The sequence below is a fragment of the Niastella vici genome, assembly GCF_002077945.1.
Classification (GTDB): Bacteria; Bacteroidota; Bacteroidia; order Chitinophagales; family Chitinophagaceae; genus Niastella; species Niastella vici.
This window is the reverse complement of sequence record NZ_LVYD01000001.1, coordinates 25,383-50,617: the sequence shown is the minus strand read 5'-3', so window position 1 is coordinate 50,617 and position 25,235 is coordinate 25,383. Positions and strand designations below refer to the sequence as shown.

The window sequence follows — 25,235 nt, the reverse complement described above, 5'->3', positions numbered from 1 at the left end:
TCAGCATTAAAAATAGGAGCCTTCGGTGAAAGAAAACAGATGCAGAAATGAATTGGTCTTTCCGGGGAAAGACTGACTTCATCCCGGCTTTTCACCCGAAAGCCCGTTGATGCTATATTTTGCAAGTGGCAGGTCTTCTGGCTTGTTCACTGTTTTCAAACCTTCCCATCGATAAGGCATTCGGCCATCATCAACAGTGGTATGGAGTTTCAACAGTCGTGAATCGGCAATCGGCAATAAATTTGGGGCGGCGCAATGTCGCAAATCAATTTTCAAAATTTGCGAGCCATTCACCATTCACCATTCACGAATAGAACTTACAGCTACGGGGATAGCACCGGATTTGCACCGGTTTCCCTTTTCACCCATCCTGTGCCGGCTGAGCCGAAACAGGATGGAGACCATTTGCGCAACAAAAATAGGGGGTGTTGTTATTCGCCCAATATAATTTTTTAAAGCATGTGTGTTTAACCAACCCTGAGCGAATACGAAGGGCCCGGCTAAGCGCGTTGAGCGGAGCCGAAGCGCGCTTAAATTCATTTCTGTGCCCCTTTCAAACATTTAAACCGGAACGAAACACCGCCATAATAATTTACGCCCGGGGCCGCATTGTAATACCGGCCGCCGGTTGCATTGATATCATTTCCCAGGCTATAGGTTACATTGAACGCATTATCAATGCCGGCAAACAGGTCCATCAGGATGGTTTTACCTATTGACTTTCGCCAGCCAGTGCGGCCACCGGCCAGGTTATAAGAGCTCGCCTTATCAGTATTGGCGTCGTTCAATGCAATGGGATCGCTGTAATACCAGGTAAGGTTTAAATACCAGCCGGGCCGGGTGCTTATATCAACACCGGCGGTTACAGTATGGGTAGCCACACCTGGTAATTTATTTCCTGAATAATCAGTGGCAACCACTTTAAAATCAGTATAACTGAAATTGTTATAAGTATGGCTGATCCAAAGGCGGGCATTGTTTACAAACCGGTGATCAGTTGGCAACAGCTGGTAACTTGCCTGCGATTCAATACCCCGTTGCCGCGTACTGCCGGCGTTGGTAAAATAATCGGCCCCGCTGGCATCGCGTCGTTGTACAATGGCGTTCTTCAGTTTGTAATAGAACGTATTCACTTCTACGTACAGGCGTTGTTGTAACCAGTTGCTTTTGATACCGGCTTCATAATTCACGCCATGTTCAGCCTGCAGGCTGGTGTTGATGATGCTGGTTGAAGGCAATATCTCTGCAGTGGTGGGGGGCGAAAATCCACGTGATATACTGGCATACAACAGCATGCCCGGCAGCAGTTTTTTCGACAGGGCGATCCGCGGCGCCCATTCGCTGTTAAAACTGGCGGTCAGTTTCCCCATCTGGGGGCCGGTAAGCCTTGTAATAGTGATCGACGATTTGTTGATGCTGGCGCCTGCGCTCAGTGACCAATTGCCCGGTAAATGAAGATCTGTTTGTATAAATCCTGAATAAATGTAATTATCAATATCGTCATCGGTTTGCACCGTATCGGGATTGCCGCCTGCATTGCCGAATGTTTTGGTGTTGAAGAACCCACGTTGGCCTTCCCCGCCAAATGATACCTGTAAGCTGGCCTGCTGCCATTGTTTATTGAACGTAAAAACAGTGCGGCCGCCAAAATGTGGTTCGCTTCTTCTTTCATAATTGCGGAAGGTGGGGTTTTTTATATTGGAAAAAGCCCCATATACCACCGATGTATTTTGAAAGTTTTCGGTGAACCGGTATTGATGGGTAAGACCTGCTAAAAATGTTTTCTGGTATATAGCAGCTTTGGCATCGGCTGCACTGGGAAATGCACCCGCTGCCGGCCGTGCAGCGCGCGGATTGGTGTTGTATTGAGCAGCAGTTAAGCCGCCGGGTGTTTGATAATACAGGTCGCCATAGAGCACGGAGGCCGATAACTCCTGTTTATCATTTGCCTTGAACCGGGTTTCCCAGGTGGCCACATCACGCCGCAGGCGGGTATGTTCGCGATAACCATCGCTGGTTTGATGCGTATAGCCAAATGTATTATTGTGATCGCTATTGCCTGTTATAATTTGGGCATTGAGGTTTTGAAAATTAAAACTGCCGGTTGCATAATGCAGGTTTATGCCGGGTGCCTGGCTATCGGGTAAGCTGTTGATGAGCACCGCTCCGCCGGTGCCGGCCCCATATAAACTGCTGGCCGGTCCCTTCAGTACTTCAATAGAATTGACATTATAAAAACTGAGTTGGTTCAAATAAGTATTACCACCCGGGTCAGTGAGCGGAATACCATTCCAGTACACCTTTACATTGCGCACTCCGAATGGCGACCGCAGGGTACTGCCACGTATGTTTAACCGGTAGCTACCGGGCGAACGTTCCTCCATATGCACGCCGGGCGTGGCATTCAGTGCGGGCAACAGGCTTGTATTGTTGTATCGCTGCAGTTGGGCAACGTTTACAACATTGATGGCTGCCGACACTTCTTTCAACTGCCGGTTCTGCTCATACCCTTTCACGATCACCGTTTGCAAAACCCGGGTGGTATCGGGTTGTGCATTTTTTTGTGCATGAAGCGACCCCACTGCTAACAAGACGTACAAGAAAAGGAACCAATTTTTCATCATCATGAGTGAATTATTGCTAAAGGTAAATGCAAATATTATTTTAACTTTCGTTAATGAAGTCTTCCCGGTTAAAATTGTTCGATCTGACCATGATCGTCGTCAGCCTGGTAATAGGCATGGGCATTTTTCGTACTCCGGCGAATGTGGCCCGTGTTGCCGGTTCGCCCGAAATGTTCTTTGCCGCCTGGATCATGGGTGGTTTGGTTGCATTATGTGGGGCATTAACCTATGCTGAAATTGGTTCAAGGTATCCGGTTACCGGAGGCTACTATAAAATATTTTCTTACTGTTATCATCCATCCGTTGCATTTGCCATTAACTGTATCATACTGGTGTCCAATGCCGCTTCACTGGCCGGCGTGGCCCTGATAGGCTCAGAGTACCTGGCCAATTTGTTGTTTAAGGGCAGTAGTGATATCAATACGATCAAGTTGATCATTTCAACAATTGCAGTGATTGTTTTCTACGGGGTTAATTTGCTGGGGCTTAAAATGAGTTCCCGTACCCAGAATGTACTGACCATAATAAAAATAGGCTTGGTGGTTTTCCTGATCAGCGCCTTGTTCACCGGCGATTATGCTACGCCGTTCAACCCCACGCCCACAAATGATGCTAATGACCTTATGAGCATCTTTAGGGCCTTTGGCGCCTGCCTTGTTGCCGTTAGTTTTACTTATGGCGGCTATCAACAAACGATAAATTTTGGGGGCGAGGTTCAGAATCCGTCAAAAATTTTACCAAAAGGGATATTTTTTGGCATTGCTATCATAATGTTGCTGTATATTACAATTAATTACACCTACTATAAGGTGATAGGTTTCGATAACTTAAAAGGAGCACAATCCATTGCTGCTATTCTTGCCGGTAAATTATTCGGGGAAAAAGGTTACGCCATTTCATCGGTACTGTTATTCCTGTCTGTGCTTGCTTATGTAAATGTATTGTTGATGAGCAACCCCCGCGTTATGTATGCTATGAGCGACGAAGGTGTATTACCGGCTATATTTAAAAGGGTGACCATAAAAAGAAATGTGATTTTGGTTTCGCTCACTGCATTTACAGCGCTTTGTCTTATTACGTTGTTTTATGCTAAAACTTTTGATGAAATTCTCGATCACACTATATTCCTTGATTCCATTGGCATGGCTACTTCGGCAGCTACTATCTTTATTTTACGTAAAAGAGGGGTGGGTGAAGATAAGAAGGATAGTTACCGTATGAAGCTGTATCCGTTACTGCCCCTGATCTTTATTGCATCGTACCTGTTTGTGGGCGCCAGTATTGTCTTTAATACACCCAAAGCGGCCTGGGTAAGTGGCCTTGTTTTCGCAGTTTTCTTTATCTTGTATTTTGTGTTACGCATATTCAAGAAATCTTCTCAACAAACAAAAGTCACATGAACGACCTTTCGTACATTTTAAATGAATTAGGTGAAGATCGGGAGCAATATTTTCGCGCCATTTCTCCCCCCATCATGCAAACGAGCAATTTTGCTTTCAAGAAAGTGGAAGAATTGCGTAAAGTGTTCGAGGATGAATTCAGCACCTACCTGTACAGCCGCGGTTTAAATCCTACAGTTGATATCCTTCGCCAGAAGCTGGCTGCTTTAGATGAAGCGGAAGACTGCCTGGTGTTTAACAGCGGCGCTTCTGCCATCTTTGCCTCTGTATTTTCGAATGTGCAATCGGGTGATCATATTGTTTCGGTAAAAAGCCCTTATACCTGGGCGCAAAAAATGTTTGATAATATTCTGCCCCGGTTTGGTGTAACCACTACTTATATCGACGGCACTCATATAGAGAATTTCGAAAGGGCCATTTTGCCCAATACAAAGATCATTTACCTGGAGTCGCCCAACAGCTGGGATTTTGCCCTGCAGGACCTGCGCGCCGTGGCCGACCTGGCCCGGGCCGAAAATATTATAACTATTTGTGATAACAGTTACTGCACGCCCCTGTATCAAAAACCGGTTGCCATGGGCATTGATATGGTTTTGCAATCAGCTACCAAATATATTGGCGGGCACAGCGATGTGGTGGCCGGGGTGCTCACCGGCACCCGCCAGATGATGAAAAAAATATTCGACAATGAACTGCTGAACATGGGCAATGGCATTACGCCTTTTAATGCCTGGCTGCTTATCAGGGGCCTGCGCACCCTGCCCATTCGGTTAGAGCGTATCTCAAATTCCACCACCAAAGTGGTCAACTACCTGAAAAAACATCCCCTGGTAGAAGAAGTGATCTTCCCTTTTGACCCCTCATTTCCGCAAATAAACCTGGCCAAAAAGCAAATGGGCGGCGCCTGTGGGCTGTTTACCATGGTAATGAAAGCAGAAAAAATGCAACAGATTGTAACCTTCTGCGAATCTTTGCGACATATTCTAATGGCTGTAAGCTGGGGTGGCCATGAAAGCCTTGCAATTCCGCGGTGCGCATCCATTTTACCGGAAAATTTCGATGCCGGTAACCGCGCCCATAAAATGATCCGGTTTTATGTGGGGTTGGAAGACCCGGAATACCTGATCGCTGATATTGAGCAGGCATTTGCAAAGGCCCGGTAGCTATACTCCTTTAGCAGGAAATATTTCCGGCAGGCTTACACCCTTCCCGGTATGTTGAAACGCAGTGTTTCAGCATACAGGTTTTCGTGTGTCTATGATTTTGTTGTATCCGTTTGTTTAATATTTTTTAACTGACCGCTTATCAAAAACCGGTTCTTTCGCCTGCCATTACAATTACATTTGGAATATGAAACGTCTATGACAATATTTTCATTAGGAATTAAAGTAAAATGAAAATATTGTCATTATAAGTTCCCCGTGCGATCCCGGCTTGTCGGGAGCGGGCAGCTGGCGAAAAACAAATTATAAATTTTCAGATGAAAAAAAGTAAGGTACTTCTGATTCCCTTCCTTATTTGCAGCCTTTCCTTTGGTGCCCTTGCCCAGGATAAATGGGACCTGCGCCGTTGCGTTGATTATGCACTGGCGAACAATTTAAGCGTTCAACAAACCAGTTTGCAGGCCGATGTAGCCGATGTAAACGAAAAACAAACCAGGTGGTCACAATATCCCAACGCCGATTTCAGTACCAATACCGGTTTGCAATGGGGCCGGTCAATTGACCCTACCACCAACCAGTTTACCAGTAACCAGCTGTTATACCAGGGGTATAGTTTCAATGCCAGCGTTACAGTCTTCAACTGGCATCGCATTCGCAACAACATTGTTTCGGCCGATCTGAGGACCGATGCCGCGAAAATGGACCTGGAAAAAATGAAGAATGATATCGCCCTGAACGTAGCAACTTATTATTTACAGGTATTGTTATCAAAGCAACAGATCCAGATCGCCTATAATCAAATGCAGCAAACGAAAAAGCAATTGGAGGTAACTAGCAAAAGAGAGGCCGCAGGCGCTGTGCCCGAGCTGGATGTGCTTACGCTGAAAGGGCAATTGGCAACAGATAGTTCAAATCTTATTGCTGCAAGGGCTGCTGCCGATCAAAACCTGCTGTTGTTAAAACAGGTGTTGAACCTTGATGCCGGTAAGCTGTTTGATATTGCCGAACCGCCGGTTGAACAAATACCGGTAGAACCAATTTTACAATTACAACCCGAAACGGTTTTCCAGATAGCATTGCAGAACCAGCCCGCCCAAAAGGCCAATGCGTTGCGCTTGCAATCATATGAAGCGGCCATGCGGGCCAGCCGGGCCGCCAAGTATCCCACTATTGCAGTTGGCGGTTCATTAGGGACAAATTTTTCGAGCCCTAATAAATCTACTTATACGGTGGACAACGGCTATGAAGTTTCTCCCTATTACGTAAATGTGGGTGGTAATCAATACAGCGTTATGATCCCTAATATCACGGCTGCCCATTCAAAGGTATCTTTTGGTGATCGCTGGAGCGGCTGGGGTACGCAAATGCATAACAACTTCCGCCAAAGCCTTGGTTTCAGTATTTCGGTACCCATTAACAGTAGCGGTGCTGCCCGGTTTAATTATGAACGATCGAAGCTCGATCTTAAAAATGCAGAGCTTACCAAATCGCTCGCCGATCAAACCTTAAAGAACGATATTTATAAAGCTTATTACAACGCATCGGCAGCGCTCGAAAAATTCAATGCTACCAAACTTACCTACGAAATAACCCAAAAAGCATTTGCCGTTGCGAATAAAAGAAGCGAATTGGGTTTGTTGAATACATACGATCTGTTGATCAGTCAAAATAATATGAACCGTGCCCAATACGATATGCTCTCAGCCCAATTCGATTATGTATTTAAAATGAAAGTGCTGGAGTTTTACAAAGGACAGGGCATTAAATTAAACTAGTACGTGAGATTCTAAACCGAGACAACCATTCATTATGAAGAAGAAAAAATTATTGTGGATCATTCTGGGACTTGTGATACTGGTAATTGGGCTGGTAGGCTTAAAGAGCGCCGGCGTTATTGGAAAGGAGGAAGGCCTGAAAGTTGCCATTGAAAAAGTGGAACGCCGCAATATAACCGAAACAGTAAATGCCAGCGGAAAAGTATATCCTGAAATAGAAGTAAAGGTTAGTCCAGATATTTCGGGTGAAATTGTTGAGCTGCAGGTAAAGGAAGGCGATAGCGTTCGCAAAGGCCAGGTCCTGGCGAAGATCTATGCCGATATATATTCCAGTCAGCGTACGCAGGCCGCAGCAGAAGTAAGCCGCCAGCAGGCAATGGTCGATAACAGCAAGGCTCAGTTGGAAAGCCTGAGAAGTTCCCTTGAACTGGCAAAAACCACGTTCGAGAGGCAGAAGCAACTGTTAGGGGAGAAAATAATTTCGAAGGCGGAATACGACCAGGCGCTAAATTCCCTGCAAACAGCCCAGGCTAATTACAATGCCGCGCAACAAAATATTCGCAGCGGTGAAGCCGGTATCGCCAGCTCGCGCGCCAGTCTCGAAAGGGCCAACAAGGACCTTAGCCGTACTGCCGTGCTGGCGCCCATGAGCGGCGTGGTATCGTTGCTGAATGTAAAAGCCGGCGAACGGGTTGTTGGTAATTCCATGATGGCGGGAACCGAAATGATGCGCATTGCCGATATGAGCGTTATTGAAGTACAGGTAGAAGTAGGGGAGAACGATATTCCCAAAGTAAAGTTGGGCGATTCGGCCCTGGTTGAAGTGGATGCCTATAACAACCGGAAATTTAAAGGCCTTGTTACCCAGATCGCCAGCAGCAATACCACTGCCAGCTCCGCATCGTCATCGAACGATGTAACAAATTATAAAGTGCACATCAGGTTGTTTCGCGAATCGTACAACGATCTGTTCGATCCCGCACGCCCCAGAAATTTTCCATTCCGCCCCGGTATGAATGCCAGCGCCGATATTCAAACCCGCACAAAAGTCAATGTACTGTCAACTGCTATCAATGCAGTTAGTACCCGCGAAAAAGGCACCGATAAAGTGGTGGGTGGCGAAGAGGACAAAGACAAGGAGAAGAACAAAGAGAACAATTCACAGAGCGAAAATAAAACTACCGCAACCGACCTCGATGAAGTAGTGTTCGTATTACAAAAAGATGGTAAGGTGAAAAAAGTTGTAGTGAAAACAGGTATACAGGATATCAATAATATTGAAGTGACCGAAGGATTGAATGCGGGCGACGAAGTGGTAGTGGCCCCTTATAATATCATCAGCAAAACGCTGAAAGATGGTACAAAGGTGAAAGTGGTACCAAAAGATAAATTGTTTGAAGTAACGAAGTAATTGATGAAATAATACGTAAAGGGCATTCCGGCTATACCGGGATGCCTTTTGCATAATGCCAATTGGCTTTTTCTTACTTTTGACACAAACATTAATGAATGAAACTGGGAATAATTGGTAGTGGAAGCTGGGCCACGGCATTGGCGAAGATCTGTACAGACAATAAACAATCTATAAACTGGTGTGTAAGATCAGAGGCGACCGTAAAGCATTTACAACAACGGCATCACAATCCCGGTTATTTAAGTTCGGTGTATTTCAATACCGATCTGCTTACCCTGCATACCGATATTGCCCAAACCATTGCAGCCAGTGACTGCATCCTCATTGCGGTTCCTTCGGCCTATGTAACGGCTTCGCTTAAAGACCTTCCCGCTAATGCATTTGAGGGCAAAAAACTGATCTCGGCGGTAAAAGGTATTCTGCCCGATAATAATTTGCTGCTGAACGATCACCTGAAAAATGAGTTCAACCTGCCATTATCTGATTATTTCACGGTAATGGGACCCTGCCATGCAGAGGAAGTAGCTTCAGAAAAATTATCCTATCTCACTTTTTCGGGCATCGATGTGGCCATGACCGAAAACATTGCCGCCTGTTTCACTACAGAATACCTTAACACCATAGTGAACCCCGATGTGTATGGCGTGCAATATGCGGCGGTGCTGAAAAATATTTATGCGCTGGGCGCCGGTATTGCGCATGGGCTTGAATATGGTGATAATTTCCTGAGCGTACTCATCGCTAACTGTGCCGATGAAATGGCCGGTTTTTTAAAGAAAGTGGGTATTCAGCATATTGAAGTGGGCGTGCATGATGGCGAAGACCCGGTAACGCATCGCAAAACGCCCAATTATGCGGCATCGGTATACCTGGGCGATCTGCTGGTAACCTGTTACTCGTTGTACAGCCGTAACCGTACGTTTGGGAATATGATCGGTAAGGGTTATTCGGTGCGGGCTACGCAGCTCGAAATGAATATGGTGGCCGAAGGATATAATGCCAGCAAATGTATTTATATGGTAAATAAACAGATCGGCGCCGAAATGCCCATAGCCGAAACCGTTTACCGCATTCTGTGGGAAAATGTTAAACCCAGCAAAGGCTTTAATCTTGTAGAAAAGACGTTGGTCTAACAGGTAAGAAGAATTATTATTGAACCTTTGCACAGGTTCGTTTGTAATATTTACAGCGTTTGTACGACCAATGTAATTATATGCCTATCTCATTAGGAACATATGGATTTACTGCGATGCTGGTGCTGGCCGGTATTGTGATCATTAATGAGGTGATCAAGCACGTTAAAAAAGACCACCATTCGGTCTGATTTAGTCTTTAAAATATTGATTTAGTGATAGTTATGCGCTCCGGTACACGGGGCGCATTTTTTATTGGGCTCTATTGCACTGATAATTAATGGTTTGCTATGGCCTGGCCTATAATTTCTTCGGGAATTGTTCGGGAATCGTTTGGGAATTAGCTGGGGCTTCTTCGCAAATTTGCGAAGAAATCCAAAGCCTGGTCGGAACCTGGTTGGAATCAGGTTGGAATCAGTCTCCTGGCATACCCGAAGAAGCCTAAAACCCGCTTCGGTCTACACTGACACTACCACCGGGGTTGCACTGAATGTTAAGGCTGCAGTGCAACCCCGGTGCAACTCCAGTGCAACTCTTAGCAGGGAATAGCCGCAGTTTTAGGCAGTCTAGGGGGTAAAGAAAAGCTCCGCTGCAATACCATCGGCAAACAACTTCCCTTCTTTCGTTAGTTGCAGGCGGCCATTATTCAATTGCATTTTACCGGTTTCCATAAACGGCTTTCCGGCCTGTAACAACTCATCGGCGGCTTTTTGGCTGAACCGTTCTGCCACCCATTGCAAATTCAGTCCTTCCATAGTGCGCAGCGAGGTCATAATGTATTCGTTTAACTGCTGGGTACCAGTGAGCGTTTCAATTTCAAATGGAACTTTATCTTCTTTCAGCAATTTTATATAGAGCGCATTGTTCGAAATATTCCATTGCCGCGATGCGCCATTGAACGAATGGGCCGAAGGGCCCAGTCCCAGGTAGGCGGCGCCCTGCCAGTAAGAACTGTTGTGGCGGCTGCGCATGCCGGGCAAAGCGAAGTTCGAGATCTCGTAATGTTCATAACCGGCTTCCTGCATCCAGTTCATCAACAGCAAAAACTGCCGGGCCTGGTCTTCGGTATTTACATCGGCCATCTTGTGTTTATTGATCAGCGATGACAGCGCGGTGCCGGGTTCAACGGTGAGCGCATAACACGAAACATGCGGAATGCCCAGTGCAATGGCCTGCTGCACGTTGTGCTGCCAATTGGCATCGGGCAGGGTAGGCGTGCCGTAAATGAGGTCCATGGTGATATTATTGAAATATTGCTTTGCCAGTTGCAGATTGTCTATAGCCTGTTGGGCCGAATGGGCGCGGTTCATCCAGCGCAGATCGTCTTCAAAAAACGATTGAACGCCTATGCTTAACCGGTTGATGCCGGCCTGCTTCCAGTCAATGAGTTTTTCTTCGGTTATATCATCGGGATTGCTTTCGAGCGTTACCTCGGCATCTGCAGCCACAGAGAAATTTTGCCGCACCATTTGCAGAATAGCCCATAGTTCGTCTTTCGTAAGCAGGGAAGGGGTGCCGCCGCCAAAATAGATCGTGTTCACGGGTTCGGCGGGCAGATAATTCTTTTGCAGCTGTATTTCTTTCAATAAAGCCTCCACAAATTCGTTCTTTAGCTTCAATGATGTGGAGAAGTGAAAATTGCAATAATGACAGGCCTGCCTGCAAAACGGGATATGTAAATAAATGCCTGCCATTGTATTCCGTATTTTTTATCGAATATTACAGTTTAATAGATCAAGGATGTTCCGGAGTGCAAAGGTAGTTGTATATAACTGTACCCGCCTGGGGATTGTACTTGCCTTTTGGCTGGTTTGTCCTTTTTTACTGCCTGCCCAATACCGGTTACACATAAAACCAGTCGACAAAGACTCCCTTTTTATCTATACAACCCTGCGTTTACAGGCAGGGTTCAAAAATGCTGACCTGGCCCGGGAATATATAGCCAACCTGCCTGCATTGTTACAATCAAAAGGTTATCCCGCTGCCTCTGTAGATTCTGTTTTCAAAGATTCGCTGGGTACTGTGTGCGTTCTGTATGTGGGCGAACAATTTCAATGGGCGCACCTGCAGGTTGACTCGGCCGATAGAAAATTACTCGATGCCATCAATTTTAATTACAGATCAAATAAACAGTCCCTGAGCTTTGACCAGGTGGTGGCTGCCCAGCAAAAACTGCTCGATTACCTGGAGAACAATGGCTACCCCTTCGCAAAGATCCAGCTCGACAGCATATCCTATACTGACCGGCAATTTGAAGCTAAGCTGCGGGTGCACCGCGGACCGCTTTACCGCATCGACAGCATCCGCAATTTTGGAACGGCCAAAATATCTTCCACCTTTTTACAGCGCTATCTGGGCATCACCAATGGCAGTTTTTACAAAAAGGAACGATTGCAAACCATCAGCAAAAAGCTCAACGATCTGTCGTATGTACAGGAACAACAACCCTGGAATATGACGATGCTGGGAACCGGTTCCATTTTAAATGTATACCTGGCGCCCAAACGCAGCAGCCAGGTGAATGTACTGGTGGGCTTTTTGCCGGCCAGCGATCAAACGGTGAATAATAAACTGCAGATCACCGGTGAGGCAAATGTGAATTTGCGCAACTCGCTGGGGAATGGCGAAACTATTGGCCTCAACTGGCAGCAGATACAGGTAAAATCGCCCCGGCTCGATCTGTCGTTTCAGCAACCCTATCTTTTTGGTTCGCCTTTTGGCGTAAATGCCAGTTTCAATTTGTTTAAGAAAGATTCTTCCTATATAAATATAAATATGCAGGTAGGGGCGCAATACGCCCTTTCGGCCAGCCAGGGCGGTAGTGTGTTTATTCAAAGTTTTCAAACCAACCTATTAACGGTAGATACCCTGGTGGTTAAAAACAGCCGTGCCCTGCCCCAGCAGGCCGACATCAGGTCGGTGAACCTGGGCATCAATTACGAGTGGTTCAATACCGATTACCGGTTCAACCCCCGCAAGGGAAATGAATGGCAGCTGAGCCTTTCGGCAGGGTCGAAAAAGATAAAAAAGAACATCGTGATCGTTGGCCTTAAAGATGAAAGCGACCCCGGTTTCGATTTCAACAGCCTGTACGATACGGTAAAATTAAATAGTTACCAGTTCAGGCTGAAAGCTTCTATAGCGCATTATTTTAAAATAACCCGGTTCTCGACCCTTAAAACCGCTGTTAATGGGGGCTGGTACCAGAGCCCGGCCATATTCCGGAACGAATTATTTCAGATTGGTGGATATAAATTATTGCGTGGTTTTGATGAAGAAAGCATTTTTGCATCTCAATACGCGGTGGGCACCCTTGAGTACAGGTACCTGGTAGGCAGGAATTCGTTCCTGTTTTATTTTATAGATGGGGGCTGGTCGAAGAATGCCGCTGTATATGCCCGGTCGGCCAATTCCTATTGGGGAACCGGCCTGGGGATGGCTTTTGAAACAAAGGCCGGCATTTTCAATATATCGTATGCTGTAGGCAAACGGGATGATACAAAGTTCAATATGCGGCAGGCGAAGATCCATATTGGGTATGTTAATTATTTTTAATGGAATAAATTCTTTTCAACCTATGCCGCCACTACAATATTTTTGCAAACCCAAATGTTCCCTGTGAAGAGACTGTTACTACTCACTTTCTGCTGTTGTTTATTCATAGTGTCGCTTGCGCAAAGCGGAAAGGATACTATTCCTCCCCGGGAACAGCGAGATACGCCCGGTATTAAATCAGGTATTAAAAAAGATACTACTGCGAAGTTGTTGCCCGATACGGTACACGTGGCTGCATTACCCGATAGCACCGACAGCATTAAAGCGCAGAAAGCGCCGGTAGTGCAACAGAAACCTGCCGATACCGACATACCGGTGGCTTCTGTAATGAAAGGGCCGGCGGCCATGCCTGAGGCCAAACCCACCATACAGGGTTTTCAAAAGGCGTTAAGCAATCATCCTTACTTTAACTTTTACGGCCAGGGGGTAAAGATCACCGAACAGCTGAAGAAGCAAAGCAATGATGAAAGTATGTTCTACTTTCTGTGCGCCCTGTTGTTCTACTTTGGGTTCATTCGCATAGTATTCATGAAATACCTCGATAACCTGAAAACACTGTTTTTGAGGGTTACCATGCGGCAGCAACAGATACGCGACCAGGTACTGCAATCGCCCTTGCCTTCGCTGATGCTGAATATCCTGTTCATTATCTCCACGGGCCTGTTCCTGAGCTTTGTGGCAGACTACTATAATATAGTGCCGGGCATGAACCGGTGGCTGTTGCTGTTCTATTGCTGTCTTTTACTGACTGCTATTTATATAGGTAAGTTCATTATGCTGAAGATGCTTGGCTGGATGTTCAATATAAGAACAGCTACCGATACCTATATCTTCATTGTATTCCTGGTAAACAAGATGATGGGCATTTACTTACTGCCCGCACTACTGTTTATGGCGTTTGCAAAGGGAACTTTTTTGACAGTTTTAATAACTTTGACTTATTGTTTTATCGCTATATTATTTATTTACCGGTTTATAATAGCGTACAGGCCAGTAAGAAATGAGATTAAACTCTCAAGATTCCATTTTTTTATTTACCTTTGCGCCTTCGAAATAGCACCCCTTTTATTGATTTACAAGGTGTTATTGATTTTTGTGGAAAGAAGTTATTAACTTTGCAAATCCATACGTAGCTAATATGGTCAAAAACGGGGCTAAAAGTGTAGCAGCTGCTACACAAACCATTAAAAAGATCCTGATTACGCAACCCAGGCCGGAAACCGATAAATCGCCGTACTTTGAACTTGCCAGGAAGTACAGTGTTGAATTGGATTTCCAGCCATTCATACGTCTTGAAGGTATTCCCGCCAAAGATTTCCGCAAGCAAAAGATAGAAATAGCTAATTATACAGGAGTTATATTCACCAGCCGCAACGCCATCGATCACTTCTTCCGCATTTGCGAGGAAATGAAGATCAACATTTCGCAGGATACCAAGTATTTCTGCATTACCGAAGCCGTTGCCCTTTACCTTCAAAAGTTTATCCTTTACCGCAAGCGCAAGGTGTTTTATGGAGCCGATGGTACCAACAAGAGCATGTTTGATGTGATCAACAAACATAAAGAGAACGAAAAGTTCCTGTACCCCTGTTCCGAAAACCAGCAGGATAATGAGATCGTGAGCTGGCTGAAGGCAAACAATTGCGAATTTGCCACCCCGTTCATGTATCGCACTATCAGCAATGATGTGAAAGATTTTCTGTCAAAAACAGAATACGATATCATCTGCTTTTTCACTCCCAGCGGTGTAAAAAGCCTTTTCGATAATATTCCTGCCTATCAACAGAACGGCACCCGCATCGGCGCTTTTGGAAGTAATACTTCTCGCGCGGTGGAGGAAGCCGGCTTAACCCTCGATATAAAAGCGCCTGCACCCCAGGCTCCTTCCATGGTAGCTGCCCTGGAACAATACCTGGCTGCGCATACCAAAAAGAAGTAAGTTTTTAAGTTTTGAGTTTTTAGTTATTCAGGCGCCTGATCAGGCGCTGGCCAGCCTATTGCAATAACTAAGAATTAAAAACTGAGAACTGCCAACAGGCATTCCTTACCTTGTGGCTCTTATGGCAAAGTATACCAACAAATTAGCGCAGGAAACGAGTCCCTACCTGTTACAGCATGCCCATAACCCGGTGAATTGGTACCCCTGGGGCGATGAAGCCATTAACAAAGCGAAAGAAGAAGACAAACCGCTGCTGGTAAGCATTGGCTATGCAGCCTGCCACTGGTGCCATGTTATGGAAAAAGAGAGCTTTGAAGATGAGGAAACCGCCGGCCTCATGAATGAATATTTCGTCAACATCAAGATCGACCGCGAAGAGCGGCCCGACCTTGACCATATTTATATGGATGCCGTTCAGGCCATGACCGGCAGCGGCGGCTGGCCCCTGAATATTTTTCTTACCCCCGACGGGCGGCCATTTTATGGCGGAACCTATTTCCCGCCAAAAGCCATTTACAACCGGCCTTCGTGGAAAGATGTATTAACAGGCGTTGCCAATGCCTGGAGTGAAAAGCGCAACGATATAGATACCCAGGCCACTAATTTAACCGGCCATATAGTACAGTCAAACTCCTTCGGCCAACAGGCGGTTACCGGTGCTGTTAATATAGAAGAACTGTTTTCGATGGAGAAGGCTGAAACCATGTTCAAAAACATTATGGCAACAGCCGACAGGGAAGAGGGTGGTTTTGGAAATGCCCCTAAATTTCCCCAAACTTTCACTATTGGGTACCTGCTGCGGTATTACCATCTTACAGGGAACGTCGAGGCGTTACAACAGGCCTGCCTGAGCCTCGATAAAATGATACAGGGAGGTTTATACGATCACCTTGGTGGTGGTTTTGCCCGGTACTCGACCGACCGCGAATGGCTGGTGCCGCACTTTGAAAAAATGTTATACGACAACGCCCTGCTGGTATCGGTACTGTGCGATGCGTTTCAGTTAACTCAGCAACCCCTGTACCAACAGGCGGTTGAACAAACGCTGGCTTTTGTAGAAAGGGAATTGTATGCGCCTGAAAAAGGATTTTATTCGGCGCTGGATGCCGACAGTGAAGGGGTAGAAGGGAAGTTCTATGTATGGGACAGGGCCGAAATAGAACAGTTGTTGCAGCAGGATGCTCCCCTGTTCTGCGAATTTTATGATGTTACAGAAGGCGGTAATTGGGAACATAAGAACATTCTGAATATACGTAAGCCGCTGGAAGTCTTTGCAAATGAGAAAAACATACCTGTACAGCCGTTGCAGGAATTATTGCAGCGATGCCGCGAAAAGCTGTTACAGCATCGCGAGGGGCGGGTGCGTCCCCTGCTCGATGATAAAATATTGCTGGGCTGGAATGCGCTTATGAACAGTGCATACAGCAAGGCGTACAGTGTATTTGGCAATCCGCATTATGAGCTTGTTGCCCGCGAGAATATGGCGTTTATCTGGGACCGGTTCACCCGTGATGGCCGGCATTTTTTTCACACCTGGAAAAAAGATGTGGCCCGCTACCCAGCCTTTTTGGATGATTACGCGTATTTAATACAGGCGTTGATCTGTTTGCAGGAAATTTCGGGTAATGCAGACTATCTGTATAAGGCAAAATCATTAACAGAATGGGTAATTGATCGGTTCAGCGAAGATGACACCGGTTATTTCTTTTATACGCATAATGAGCAACAGGATGTAATTGTGCGTAAAAAAGAAGTGTATGACGGTGCCATTCCCTCCGGAAACGCAATAATGGCTTTTAATTTGCAGTATATAGGTGTTGTTTTTGATACGAGCAGTTGGAAGGAAAGGGCCTTAAAAATGTGTGCGGGACTGCAACAGGCCGTACACCGCTATCCGGGTTCTTTTGGCGTTTGGGCGACCATGATACTTTCTATTGTTGGTGGGGTTTCAGAAATAGCCATTATTGGGAACGACGTTGAATTGGTTCGGCGGGAGCTTTTAGGGCATTTTATCCCGTTCCGGGTGGTACAGTCTGCCCCCTCGGCAAATAATGATTTACCCTTACTTGCCAATAAGCCATCATCCCTTAATACGCTGATCTACTTATGTAAGAACTACCAGTGTAGCGCGCCTGTAGATAAAGTAAGCGACCTGATCCGTCTTCTGAAAAATGTGTAAAAATTTAAAATTTTGGCGATACAATAATCCAATTTCCGGTATCGTTTACATGTAAGCTTATATCACGTAATTGCAGTTTTAAAAAATAAATTCTATTCTTGTGATGAAGTCGGTAAAACATTATTTTTGCCCAATACCCTTTAATATTATGAAAATGAAGAACCTATCCGCCTTAACGGCACTGGTGGCTTTGATGGCCACCGGCTGCGGCAAAGCTGGAAAGTCCTCAAAAGGAGTCCCCAATGATGGCCAGCTTCATGGCGTATCGGCGGCATCCAAGTACACGATGACGAGGCCCCCTGGCATGGTTTACATACCACCAGGCACTTTCCACATGGGTCCCAGCGATGAGGATGTTAATTTTGCGTATACTGCCCGTAACAAGCAGATCTCCATTAATGGCTTCTGGATGGACGCTACCGAGATCACAAACAACGAGTACCGTCAGTTTGTGCAATGGGTACGCGACTCAATTGGCGCCACCCTGCTTCAGTATGGTAAAGAAGTAGATGGTACCTTCCAGGTTGACTGGAAAAAGGCCAAAACCATTAAATGGGATGATAAGGCAACTATCGAGAAAATCGACCAGTTGATTTTGTCGCCTGAAAACCGGGTGTTTGGCAAAAAAGAGATCGATCCATCTAAATTAATATACCATTCAGAAGTATTTGAGCTGAAAGAAGCTGCCAAAAGAGAAAATGCCGGCAGACCCCGCTCTCAGTTCATTACCAAAAAGAATGTACCTATTTATCCTGATACCCTGGTTTGGATCCGCGACTTCAGTTATTCCTATAACGAGCCCATGACCAAGCGGTATTTTGTTCACCCTGCTTTCGGGAACTATCCTGTAGTAGGTGTAAACTGGAAACAGGCACGTGCATTCTGCGAATGGAGAACACATTACCTGAATTCTTTCCTGGAATCAAAGAAAAGGCCTACCGAATCAGATTTCCGGTTACCAACAGAAGCAGAGTGGGAATACGCAGCCCGTGGCGGCCGTTCTCAATCAATGTTCCCCTGGGGTAACTATTATCTGAGAAACAGAAAAGGTTGCTTACTGGCCAACTTCAAACCTGGCCGTGGTAACTATCCTGAAGATGGTGCTTTCTATACTGCCCGTGCAGATGCTTACTGGCCTAACGATTTTGGCCTGTATTGCATGGCCGGAAACGTATCGGAGTGGACTTCTTCTCTGTATTACGAAGGCGCTTACAATTTCCAACATGATATGAACCCTGACATCCGTTTTGACGCCAATGACGATGATCCTCCACGTATGAAACGTAAGGTAATTCGCGGTGGTAGCTGGAAAGATGTAGGATTCTTCCTTCAAACGAGCACCCGTAGTTATGAATACATGGATACGGCTAAGTCTTACATCGGCTTCCGCTGTGTAATTGATTTACCGGCTATGCAGAAGAAACGTTAAAATTTGTTTAAGAGTAAAATTTTTTAACGGCTAATCCGTTTTATTTGAGATTGATTTAACAACAAAATCAAACTGGTATCTTATTCTCTCATCCCTATTGAAAACCCGTTTTCTAAAAATTAAAAATTAAAGTTATGGCTGGAGTTTCTAAATCTACTGAAAGACTGGTAAACGTAATCGTATGTATGGGTGCTGCTGTTGTTATCTTCGGTGCCTGGCAGAAAATTACGCACCAGGCGCTTGCTGATTTCTTCTTAACCGCAGGTTTGATCACTGAAGCAGTAATCTTCGTTGTGTACGCATTCTTACCGCCTCCCGGATCAGAAATGCATGCAATTGCTGAAGCATTACCTAAACTGGCCGGTGGCGCCGCTTCTGGCAACCCTGCTATCGACAAAATGGACGCCATGTTCCAGGAAGCTGACATCACACCTGCCAACCTGGCCCGTTTGAGCGAAGGTTTCAAAAAATTAGGTTCTACTGTAAATAATATAGCTGACGTTTCTGATGTAGTTAAAACTACCAGCGATTATACAGCAAAAACTAAAGAAGTAACTGTTGCACTGGATCAAATGAAAAGTGTTTACCAGGGCGCTGCTTCTACTGTTTCCAGCTTCAATTCAGCTGCAGACAGCACAAAACAATTCCACGAGCAAGTACAGGTATTGACCAAAAACTTAGGTTCACTGAATGCTATCTATGAACTGGAGTTACAGGATACCAACAACCACCTGAAAGCTATGAACTCATTCTACGGTAACCTGGTGCAGGCTTCACAAACCATGCAGGGCAGCGTAGATGATGCTAAAAAAGCACACGAACAGATCTCTAAACTGGCAGGTAACCTGAGCCACCTGAATACCATTTATGGTAACATGCTCACTGCCATGCAGGGTCGTTAATTAGGGTGGTAGTCCATATCCTGTTACCCAATGTAAATGCAATCAGATTAGTGAAACAAAATTGTTTAAACTAGAAAAACCTAACCCATGGCTTTACCTAAAGAGCCGAGGCAGAAGATGATTAACATGATGTACCTGGTGCTAACAGCCCTGCTGGCACTGAACGTATCATCAGAGATCCTCAACGCCTTCGTAACTGTTAACGGCAGCATTATTAAGTCGAATGAAGTAATTGCCGACAAGAATAAGCTGACCTACGAATCATTTGAAGCTAAATTGAAAGATGATCAGACGAAAGCCCAGGCTGCGAAATGGGCGCCTAAAGCTGAAGAAGCAAGGAAAATGTCTGCTGATCTGTATACTTATATCGAGAGCCTGAAAGAACAGCTTACCAAAGAAGCTGGTACGCACGAGAACCATACCAATGGTAAACAGGAGATCAATGCTGATAACCTTGATGCCGCTGTTCGCCTGATGGATACCAAAGGAAAAGGTAAGGAGTTATATGCCAAGCTGGATGATTTTAAAAAGAAGATCCTCGCTGGAATAGATCCTAACGATTCTTCTTTGGGCAAAAGAGCCGACCTGGCAGCGGATCTGGCAAGGTTACAGAAATCCATTCCCATGGACCTGTCGATCCCCGCTTCAAAAACCGGCACAAAATATAGCGATGATGTAAATGGCTGGATCGAAAGCTATTTCCACATGACCCCTGCCATTGCAGCGTTGACCATTTTGAGCAAATTCCAGAACGATGTAAAAAGCTCTGAAGCTCAGGTTGTTGACTACTACCACTCTAAAATTGGTGAAGTAAAACTGGTTTATAACAAATTCCAGGCTATTGCCCAGGCTAACACTTCATATGCCATGCCTGGCGATAACATCGAGATCACTGCTGGTGTAGGCGCATTCAGCGATGCCGCCAAACCAAAGATCACGATCAATGGCCAGAACATGCCGATCACCACAGAAGGTACAGCCTTGTTTAAAACAAGTGCCAGCGGAACCGGCGAACATTCAGTGAATGTTGCTATCGAGTTCAACAAACCCGATGGTTCAGTTGAGCATGTAAACAAAGTGGTTAAATATACAGTGGGTGTTCCTTCAGGTGCTTCTATTTTCCTCGAAAAAATGAACGTACTGTATATCGGTGTCGACAATCCGCTCACCATCTCTGGTGGTAGCGTAGGTGCCGAAAAAACACATGTTAGCTTTCCCGATGGTACTATTTCAAAAGCTGGTGGCGACCGCTACATTGCAAAGCCCAGCAAACCCGGCATCTCTAAAATTGTAGTAAATGCAAACGGGAAGAATTTTGAATTCCCCATGCGATTAAAATATTTACCTCCGCCAACTGGTTTCGTTGGTTCTAAAAAAGGTGGAAGCATTTCTTCTGCTGAATTTAAAGCCATCGGTGCAGTAATTGCGAAACTGGAAGAAAGCGATTTCGAAGCGCCTTTCAAAGTAGTTAGCTACAGATTAGGTGCTGTGGGTGGCCCCATCCAGTTGTACCGTGAAGCAACCAACGAAGGTAACCGCTGGAGCGGTCAGGCTGCCAGCATCATTACAAGTGCTGGTCCTGGAACAAGGATCTTCATCGACGCTATCAATGTTGTAGGACCTGATGGCCGCAAACGTGAGATCCCCAGCATGAACTTTAGCCTTAAGTAAAACACTATATTAAAACAGGGTACAAATGAAGAACCGAATCATAAAGTTGTGTTTGTTGCTGACTGTACTGACGTTTACTGCTACAGCAGTAGATGCCCAGGTGAACAAAAAGCCGAAACGGCCAACTACCAAACGGGCTACTCCCATAAAGAAGAAGAGCACTACTAAAAGCAAGAACAAACCTACTGCAGCAGTAGCTCCTCCTCCGGTAGATACCGTAAAGCCGGCTCCAATTGAGGCCAAGCTCGACATTCCACCGATTAAAAAATCGCTGCGTAATGACAATGCTATCGAGCGCAACCTGGTTAAAGACCGGACTCCCCTGGCATACGAACACATTCGGGAAGATGACGCCGTGTATATGCAACGCGTATGGCGCGAGCTTGATGTGCATGAAAAAATGAACCTGCCTTTCGTTTACAAAGCTGAAGGCGACCAGGGTAACCAACGGTTCATTTACATCTTGTTGAACGCCATCAAAAACGACAGCATTACCGCTTTCTCTGCCGATGATGACCGGTTCACCACGCCTTTACCGTTCCAGGAGATCGTTAAAGGACTGGTTGGTACGCCTACAATAATACAGGTACCTGACCTGGTTAAAGACCCAGACGGTTCCAAAGGTATTATGCGTGATACTACTATCGTGCAGGAATTCAATCCTGATAAAATAGAAAGGTTCTGGATCAAGGAAGATTGGGTATTCGACAAGGAATCTTCACGTATGCACGTGCGTATTCTCGGAATTGCACCGGTGAAAACCGTTATGAATGATGATGGTTCTTACCGTGATGCCACCCCCATCTTCTGGGTATACTACCCCGATCTGAGACCCATCTTTGCTAAACACGAGGTGTACAATGGTAAAAACTTTGGCGCCCGTATGAGTTGGGAAGAGTTGTTTGAAAGCCGCATGTTTGCGAGCCGTATTATCAAATCAACTGTTAATAACCCCAACGATGAGTTCATCAGAGGTTATATTAAAGATCCTATCCTCGCGCTGTTAGAAGGCGAAGACATGAAGGAGCGGATATTTAACTATGAACAGGACCTGTGGTCATACTAAGAAAAGTTAAGTATAACTATAACCAAAAAGGGTATCGTAATTTTACGATACCCTTTTTGCATTATGGAACTTTTCCGTTCTATGGAACAGTTATAAAATGAAGTCGTTGTATAAACATTATATCAATAATTTTTTTAAAAATACCCACATGCAGGTATTGTTTTATGGTATTGATTCACTATTTTTACAATGGTTTTTCATAGGATATTGGATTTTAAAAACGGGGCTGGATGTCTATCCGGGCCCCTTTTTGTTTTTATACCTTCCTGTTCCCGGAAAACCCGCAAAAAGCAATGACCGCCCACCAGTAAACGATGCACACGTTAAACAGTAAACGCGCAATAGTTAGCCCCGGTGAATTCAGTGAACTCAGCCTTTAATGTATTAGGAATTATAAGCTATTAAGTGGTAGCTTCTCCTTCACCAGCCGGCGAAGATTGGGGAGTATCAAAATAATTTCTTATCAATGTAGCCTTTGCATTGCCTACAGCCGCCGATAACTCATCATGGCTCAGTTCCTTTATCCGCCGCACCGATTTGAATTCTTTCAACAGCTGTTCTGCCGTATTTTTTCCAATGCCTTTTATTTGCTCCAGCTCATTCCTGAAAGTGCCCTGGCTGCGTTTCTTGCGGTGAAACGTAATGCCAAACCGGTGCACCTCATCGCGTATAGAGCGTATCAGTTTCAGGCTGTCGCTGTTATAGGGTAGTTTAACCGATTGCTGATCGCCGGGGAAAAAGATCTCCTCTTCATTTTTTGCGAGGCCCACAATGGTCATTTTACCCTGCAAGCCCAGCTCGCGTATACCTTCCAGCGCGGCGCCCAGCTGTCCTTTACCTCCATCAATGATCACCAGTTGCGGAAATGGCTGCTGCTCCAGCTGTAACCGTTTATAGCGCCGGGTAACCGCTTCTTTCATAGTAGCAAAATCATTAATACCCTGTACCGTTTTTACATTAAAGTGCCGGTAATCTGCCTTACTGGGCACCCCGTTCTTAAAACAAACCATAGCCGATACCGGGTAACTGCCCTGGAAGTTAGAGTTATCGAAACACTCAATATGAAGGGGAATGGCCGGCAGCTGCAGGTCGTGCTGTATTTGTTCCAGTACCTGCTGGCGTACAGAATCATCCTTGCCATCGAGCTTCAGCATTTTCCGTTGCCTGATCTCTTCCTTGAAATAATTTACATTCAGGGCTGCCATATCGAGCAGCTTCTTTTTATCACCGGCCTTTGGCACGGTGACAACGATCTCCGGTTCGGCATATTCGATCTCGAAGGGCACTATGATCTCGGGCGACAGGCTGTTGAAGGTTGAACGCAGTTGCGCCACCGCAAATGATAATATTTCATCGTCGGGTTCATCGAGATGGGTTTCCCATTGCGAGGTATGGGTTTGCACAATGGTGCCGTTCTGCATCATGAGATAGGTAACATAGGCCGTATCGCCATCGCGCAGCATGGAGAACACATCGGCATTGCCGAGGTGCCGGCTTACAATTACCGAGCGGGCCTGGTACTGTTCAAGATGCTCAATTTTTTTATGCAGGATCTGTGCCTTTTCAAACTGCAGATTTTCCGCCGCCTCCTTCATTTCCTTTTTGAAATGCTGTATCACGGGGCTCAGGTTCCCCTTCAGGATATTCCGCAGCTGCTGCAATCCTTCGTCATAACCTTTTTCGGTTTGCAGGCTTTCGCAGGGGCCTTTGCAATTGCCAAGGTGATACTCAAGGCATACCTTGAACTTGCCCCGGGCTATATTGGCCGGGGTAAGGTTCAGCTTGCAGGTGCGCAGCTGAATATTGGCCTTTACAAAATCGAGCAGCTCGCGTACTTTGGCCACCGAGGTAAAGGGACCCAAATATTCAGAGCCGTCATTGAGCTTGCGGCGGGTAAGGAATACCCGGGGAAAATTTTCTTTTTTGATGACTATGTAGGGATACGTTTTATCATCTTTCAGGTTGATGTTAAAACGCGGCTGAAACTGTTTAATAAGCGAATTCTCCAACAGGAAGGCATCTTGCTCACTGGGAACAATTGTGAACTCTATGCGCTTTATACGCTGAACCAGCTCGTGAGTTTTATACGAGGTAAAGGTTTTGGTAAAATAAGAGCTGATGCGTTTACGAAGGTTTTTGGCCTTACCCACGTACAACAGGGTATCGCCCGAATCGAAGTATTTGTAAATACCGGGGTCAACAGGTAAGGTGGACGCAATATGTTGAAATTCCTGTGAAGTCATAATTTTTGGCGCATTACTCAGCAAAATGCTGCGGGTCCCAGATCACTTTTTCCATAGTAGTAACAGCCGGCCCGTTCTTTGGTTGGCGCATGGTAATGATATAGAAATATTCCTGCATTTTCCAGGTAAGCTTTTGTTGAACAGCGGTGTCGCCGCTGGTAAACGCCCTTTCCATATAAACGCGGTTCACCTGGTCAGAGGCCAGGCTGGGTTTTATATATACCATTACATTCTGCAGGGGCCAGCCGGGCTGGTTGCCCGTATAAATAAAATTCAGCATTTGTGTGGTTTCATCCATCAGCGAACTTTCCCTGAAATGCTCCCTGAACGAAGTGGAGTCAAGCTCGGGTACCAGGAACTGGTTCGCCAGCTGATGGAAGGCTTGCGGCTGAATATAACCAGAATCTTTTTTGCCGTTGATATTCACCTTACGCATAATACCGCCTGCAAATGAGTCAACTTTTGTAATATCATTCTTAATAAAATCAGCTATTGGTAAATAATTATTCGAACCCAGGGAGTCTTCCGCAGGTTGAACAGGCGCTGTGGGTACTTTGGGTTGGTGTTTACAGGCAATGACCAGTAAAAAAAGGGCCGGTAAAAAAAGGTATATCCGCTTCATCGGGTAAAATTATGAAATTGCTGATTTTGAGATTTTTCGATTTTGGGATTTATTTGGTTTCAGCATTCTGCGAAATCCCGAAATCTCTAAATCCCGAAATAACGCAAAGTGGGTCACCAT

At 45.5% G+C, this 25,235-nt stretch carries 18 protein-coding genes and 1 riboswitch; of the genes, 14 read left to right on the top strand and 4 right to left on the bottom strand.

Annotated elements, in window-relative coordinates; all coding sequences use genetic code 11:
- Window positions 1–110: 110 nt before the first annotated feature.
- A riboswitch (cobalamin riboswitch) is annotated at window positions 111–421 on the bottom strand.
- 115 nt (window positions 422–536) lie between these two features.
- Window positions 537–2,600: a TonB-dependent receptor family protein gene (locus tag A3860_RS00205; RefSeq protein WP_245843439.1), complete on the bottom strand. Its 2,064-nt coding sequence runs from the start codon at window positions 2,598–2,600 to the stop codon at window positions 537–539.
- Window positions 2,601–2,677: 77 nt separating this feature from the next.
- Here A3860_RS00205 and A3860_RS00200 point away from each other — a divergent pair, with 77 nt between their 5' ends.
- The 5 genes from A3860_RS00200 (at window position 2,678) to A3860_RS00180 (ending at window position 9,509) form a co-directional block, all read left to right on the top strand.
- The gene (locus A3860_RS00200; RefSeq protein ID WP_081144527.1) at window positions 2,678–4,024 is read left to right on the top strand and encodes an APC family permease; all 1,347 of its coding nucleotides are present in this window, start codon (window positions 2,678–2,680) and stop codon (window positions 4,022–4,024) included.
- Entirely contained in the window at window positions 4,021–5,187 is a 1,167-nt protein-coding gene (locus A3860_RS00195) for a trans-sulfuration enzyme family protein (RefSeq protein WP_081144526.1), read from the top strand. The genes A3860_RS00200 and A3860_RS00195 overlap by 4 nt, the downstream gene beginning before the upstream one ends.
- 317 nt (window positions 5,188–5,504) lie before the next feature.
- Window positions 5,505–6,962, top strand: a complete 1,458-nt coding sequence (locus A3860_RS00190; RefSeq protein WP_081144525.1) for a TolC family protein — start codon at window positions 5,505–5,507, stop codon at window positions 6,960–6,962.
- 34 nt (window positions 6,963–6,996) lie between these two features.
- Window positions 6,997–8,373 (top strand): efflux RND transporter periplasmic adaptor subunit, encoded by a 1,377-nt coding sequence (locus A3860_RS00185; protein WP_081144524.1) that lies wholly within the window; start codon window positions 6,997–6,999, stop codon window positions 8,371–8,373.
- 98 nt (window positions 8,374–8,471) lie between these two features.
- Window positions 8,472–9,509 (top strand): NAD(P)H-dependent glycerol-3-phosphate dehydrogenase, encoded by a 1,038-nt coding sequence (locus A3860_RS00180; RefSeq protein WP_081144523.1) that lies wholly within the window; start codon window positions 8,472–8,474, stop codon window positions 9,507–9,509.
- Window positions 9,510–10,075: 566 nt separating this feature from the next.
- Here the strand turns inward: A3860_RS00180 and hemW are convergent.
- On the bottom strand, window positions 10,076–11,203 hold the full coding sequence (gene hemW, locus A3860_RS00175; RefSeq protein WP_081144522.1) for a radical SAM family heme chaperone HemW: 1,128 nt from the start codon (window positions 11,201–11,203) through the stop codon (window positions 10,076–10,078).
- 46 nt (window positions 11,204–11,249) lie between these two features.
- Between hemW and A3860_RS00170 the strand changes: the two genes are divergently transcribed.
- The 9 genes from A3860_RS00170 to A3860_RS00130 all read left to right on the top strand — a co-directional run bounded on the left by A3860_RS00170 (window position 11,250) and on the right by A3860_RS00130 (window position 22,584).
- On the top strand, window positions 11,250–13,064 hold the full coding sequence (locus tag A3860_RS00170) for an autotransporter assembly complex protein TamA (protein ID WP_081144521.1): 1,815 nt from the start codon (window positions 11,250–11,252) through the stop codon (window positions 13,062–13,064).
- A 63-nt stretch (window positions 13,065–13,127) separates the two neighbouring features.
- A complete protein-coding gene (locus A3860_RS00165) occupies window positions 13,128–14,177 on the top strand; it encodes a DUF4271 domain-containing protein (protein ID WP_158085103.1) in 1,050 nt (349 codons plus the stop codon).
- A gap of 25 nt (window positions 14,178–14,202) precedes the next feature.
- Window positions 14,203–15,003: a uroporphyrinogen-III synthase gene (locus A3860_RS00160; protein ID WP_081144519.1), complete on the top strand. Its 801-nt coding sequence runs from the start codon at window positions 14,203–14,205 to the stop codon at window positions 15,001–15,003.
- A 121-nt stretch (window positions 15,004–15,124) separates the two neighbouring features.
- On the top strand, window positions 15,125–17,182 hold the full coding sequence (locus A3860_RS00155) for a thioredoxin domain-containing protein (RefSeq protein WP_081144518.1): 2,058 nt from the start codon (window positions 15,125–15,127) through the stop codon (window positions 17,180–17,182).
- Between the two features lie 154 nt (window positions 17,183–17,336).
- Window positions 17,337–18,611 carry a T9SS ring complex lipoprotein PorK/GldK gene (gene porK, locus A3860_RS00150; RefSeq protein ID WP_173820147.1) on the top strand — a complete coding sequence of 425 codons (1,275 nt, stop codon included), beginning with the start codon at window positions 17,337–17,339 and terminating at the stop codon, window positions 18,609–18,611.
- Window positions 18,612–18,745: 134 nt separating this feature from the next.
- On the top strand, window positions 18,746–19,513 hold the full coding sequence (porL, locus tag A3860_RS00145) for a type IX secretion system motor protein PorL/GldL (RefSeq protein WP_081144517.1): 768 nt from the start codon (window positions 18,746–18,748) through the stop codon (window positions 19,511–19,513).
- 87 nt (window positions 19,514–19,600) lie between these two features.
- A complete protein-coding gene (gene porM, locus A3860_RS00140) occupies window positions 19,601–21,184 on the top strand; it encodes a type IX secretion system motor protein PorM/GldM (protein WP_081144516.1) in 1,584 nt (527 codons plus the stop codon).
- A gap of 25 nt (window positions 21,185–21,209) precedes the next feature.
- Window positions 21,210–22,250, top strand: coding sequence for a type IX secretion system ring subunit PorN/GldN (gene porN / locus A3860_RS00135; RefSeq protein WP_081144515.1), 1,041 nt, complete (start codon window positions 21,210–21,212; stop codon window positions 22,248–22,250).
- A gap of 148 nt (window positions 22,251–22,398) precedes the next feature.
- Window positions 22,399–22,584 (top strand): hypothetical protein, encoded by a 186-nt coding sequence (locus A3860_RS00130; protein ID WP_143773871.1) that lies wholly within the window; start codon window positions 22,399–22,401, stop codon window positions 22,582–22,584.
- A 67-nt stretch (window positions 22,585–22,651) separates the two neighbouring features.
- On the opposite strand, the gene uvrC is transcribed toward A3860_RS00130, so the two are convergent.
- Window positions 22,652–24,493 (bottom strand): excinuclease ABC subunit UvrC, encoded by a 1,842-nt coding sequence (gene uvrC / locus A3860_RS00125; protein WP_081144513.1) that lies wholly within the window; start codon window positions 24,491–24,493, stop codon window positions 22,652–22,654.
- 13 nt (window positions 24,494–24,506) lie between these two features.
- The gene (locus A3860_RS00120; RefSeq protein WP_081144512.1) at window positions 24,507–25,115 is read right to left on the bottom strand and encodes a hypothetical protein; all 609 of its coding nucleotides are present in this window, start codon (window positions 25,113–25,115) and stop codon (window positions 24,507–24,509) included.
- Window positions 25,116–25,235 lie beyond the last annotated feature (120 nt).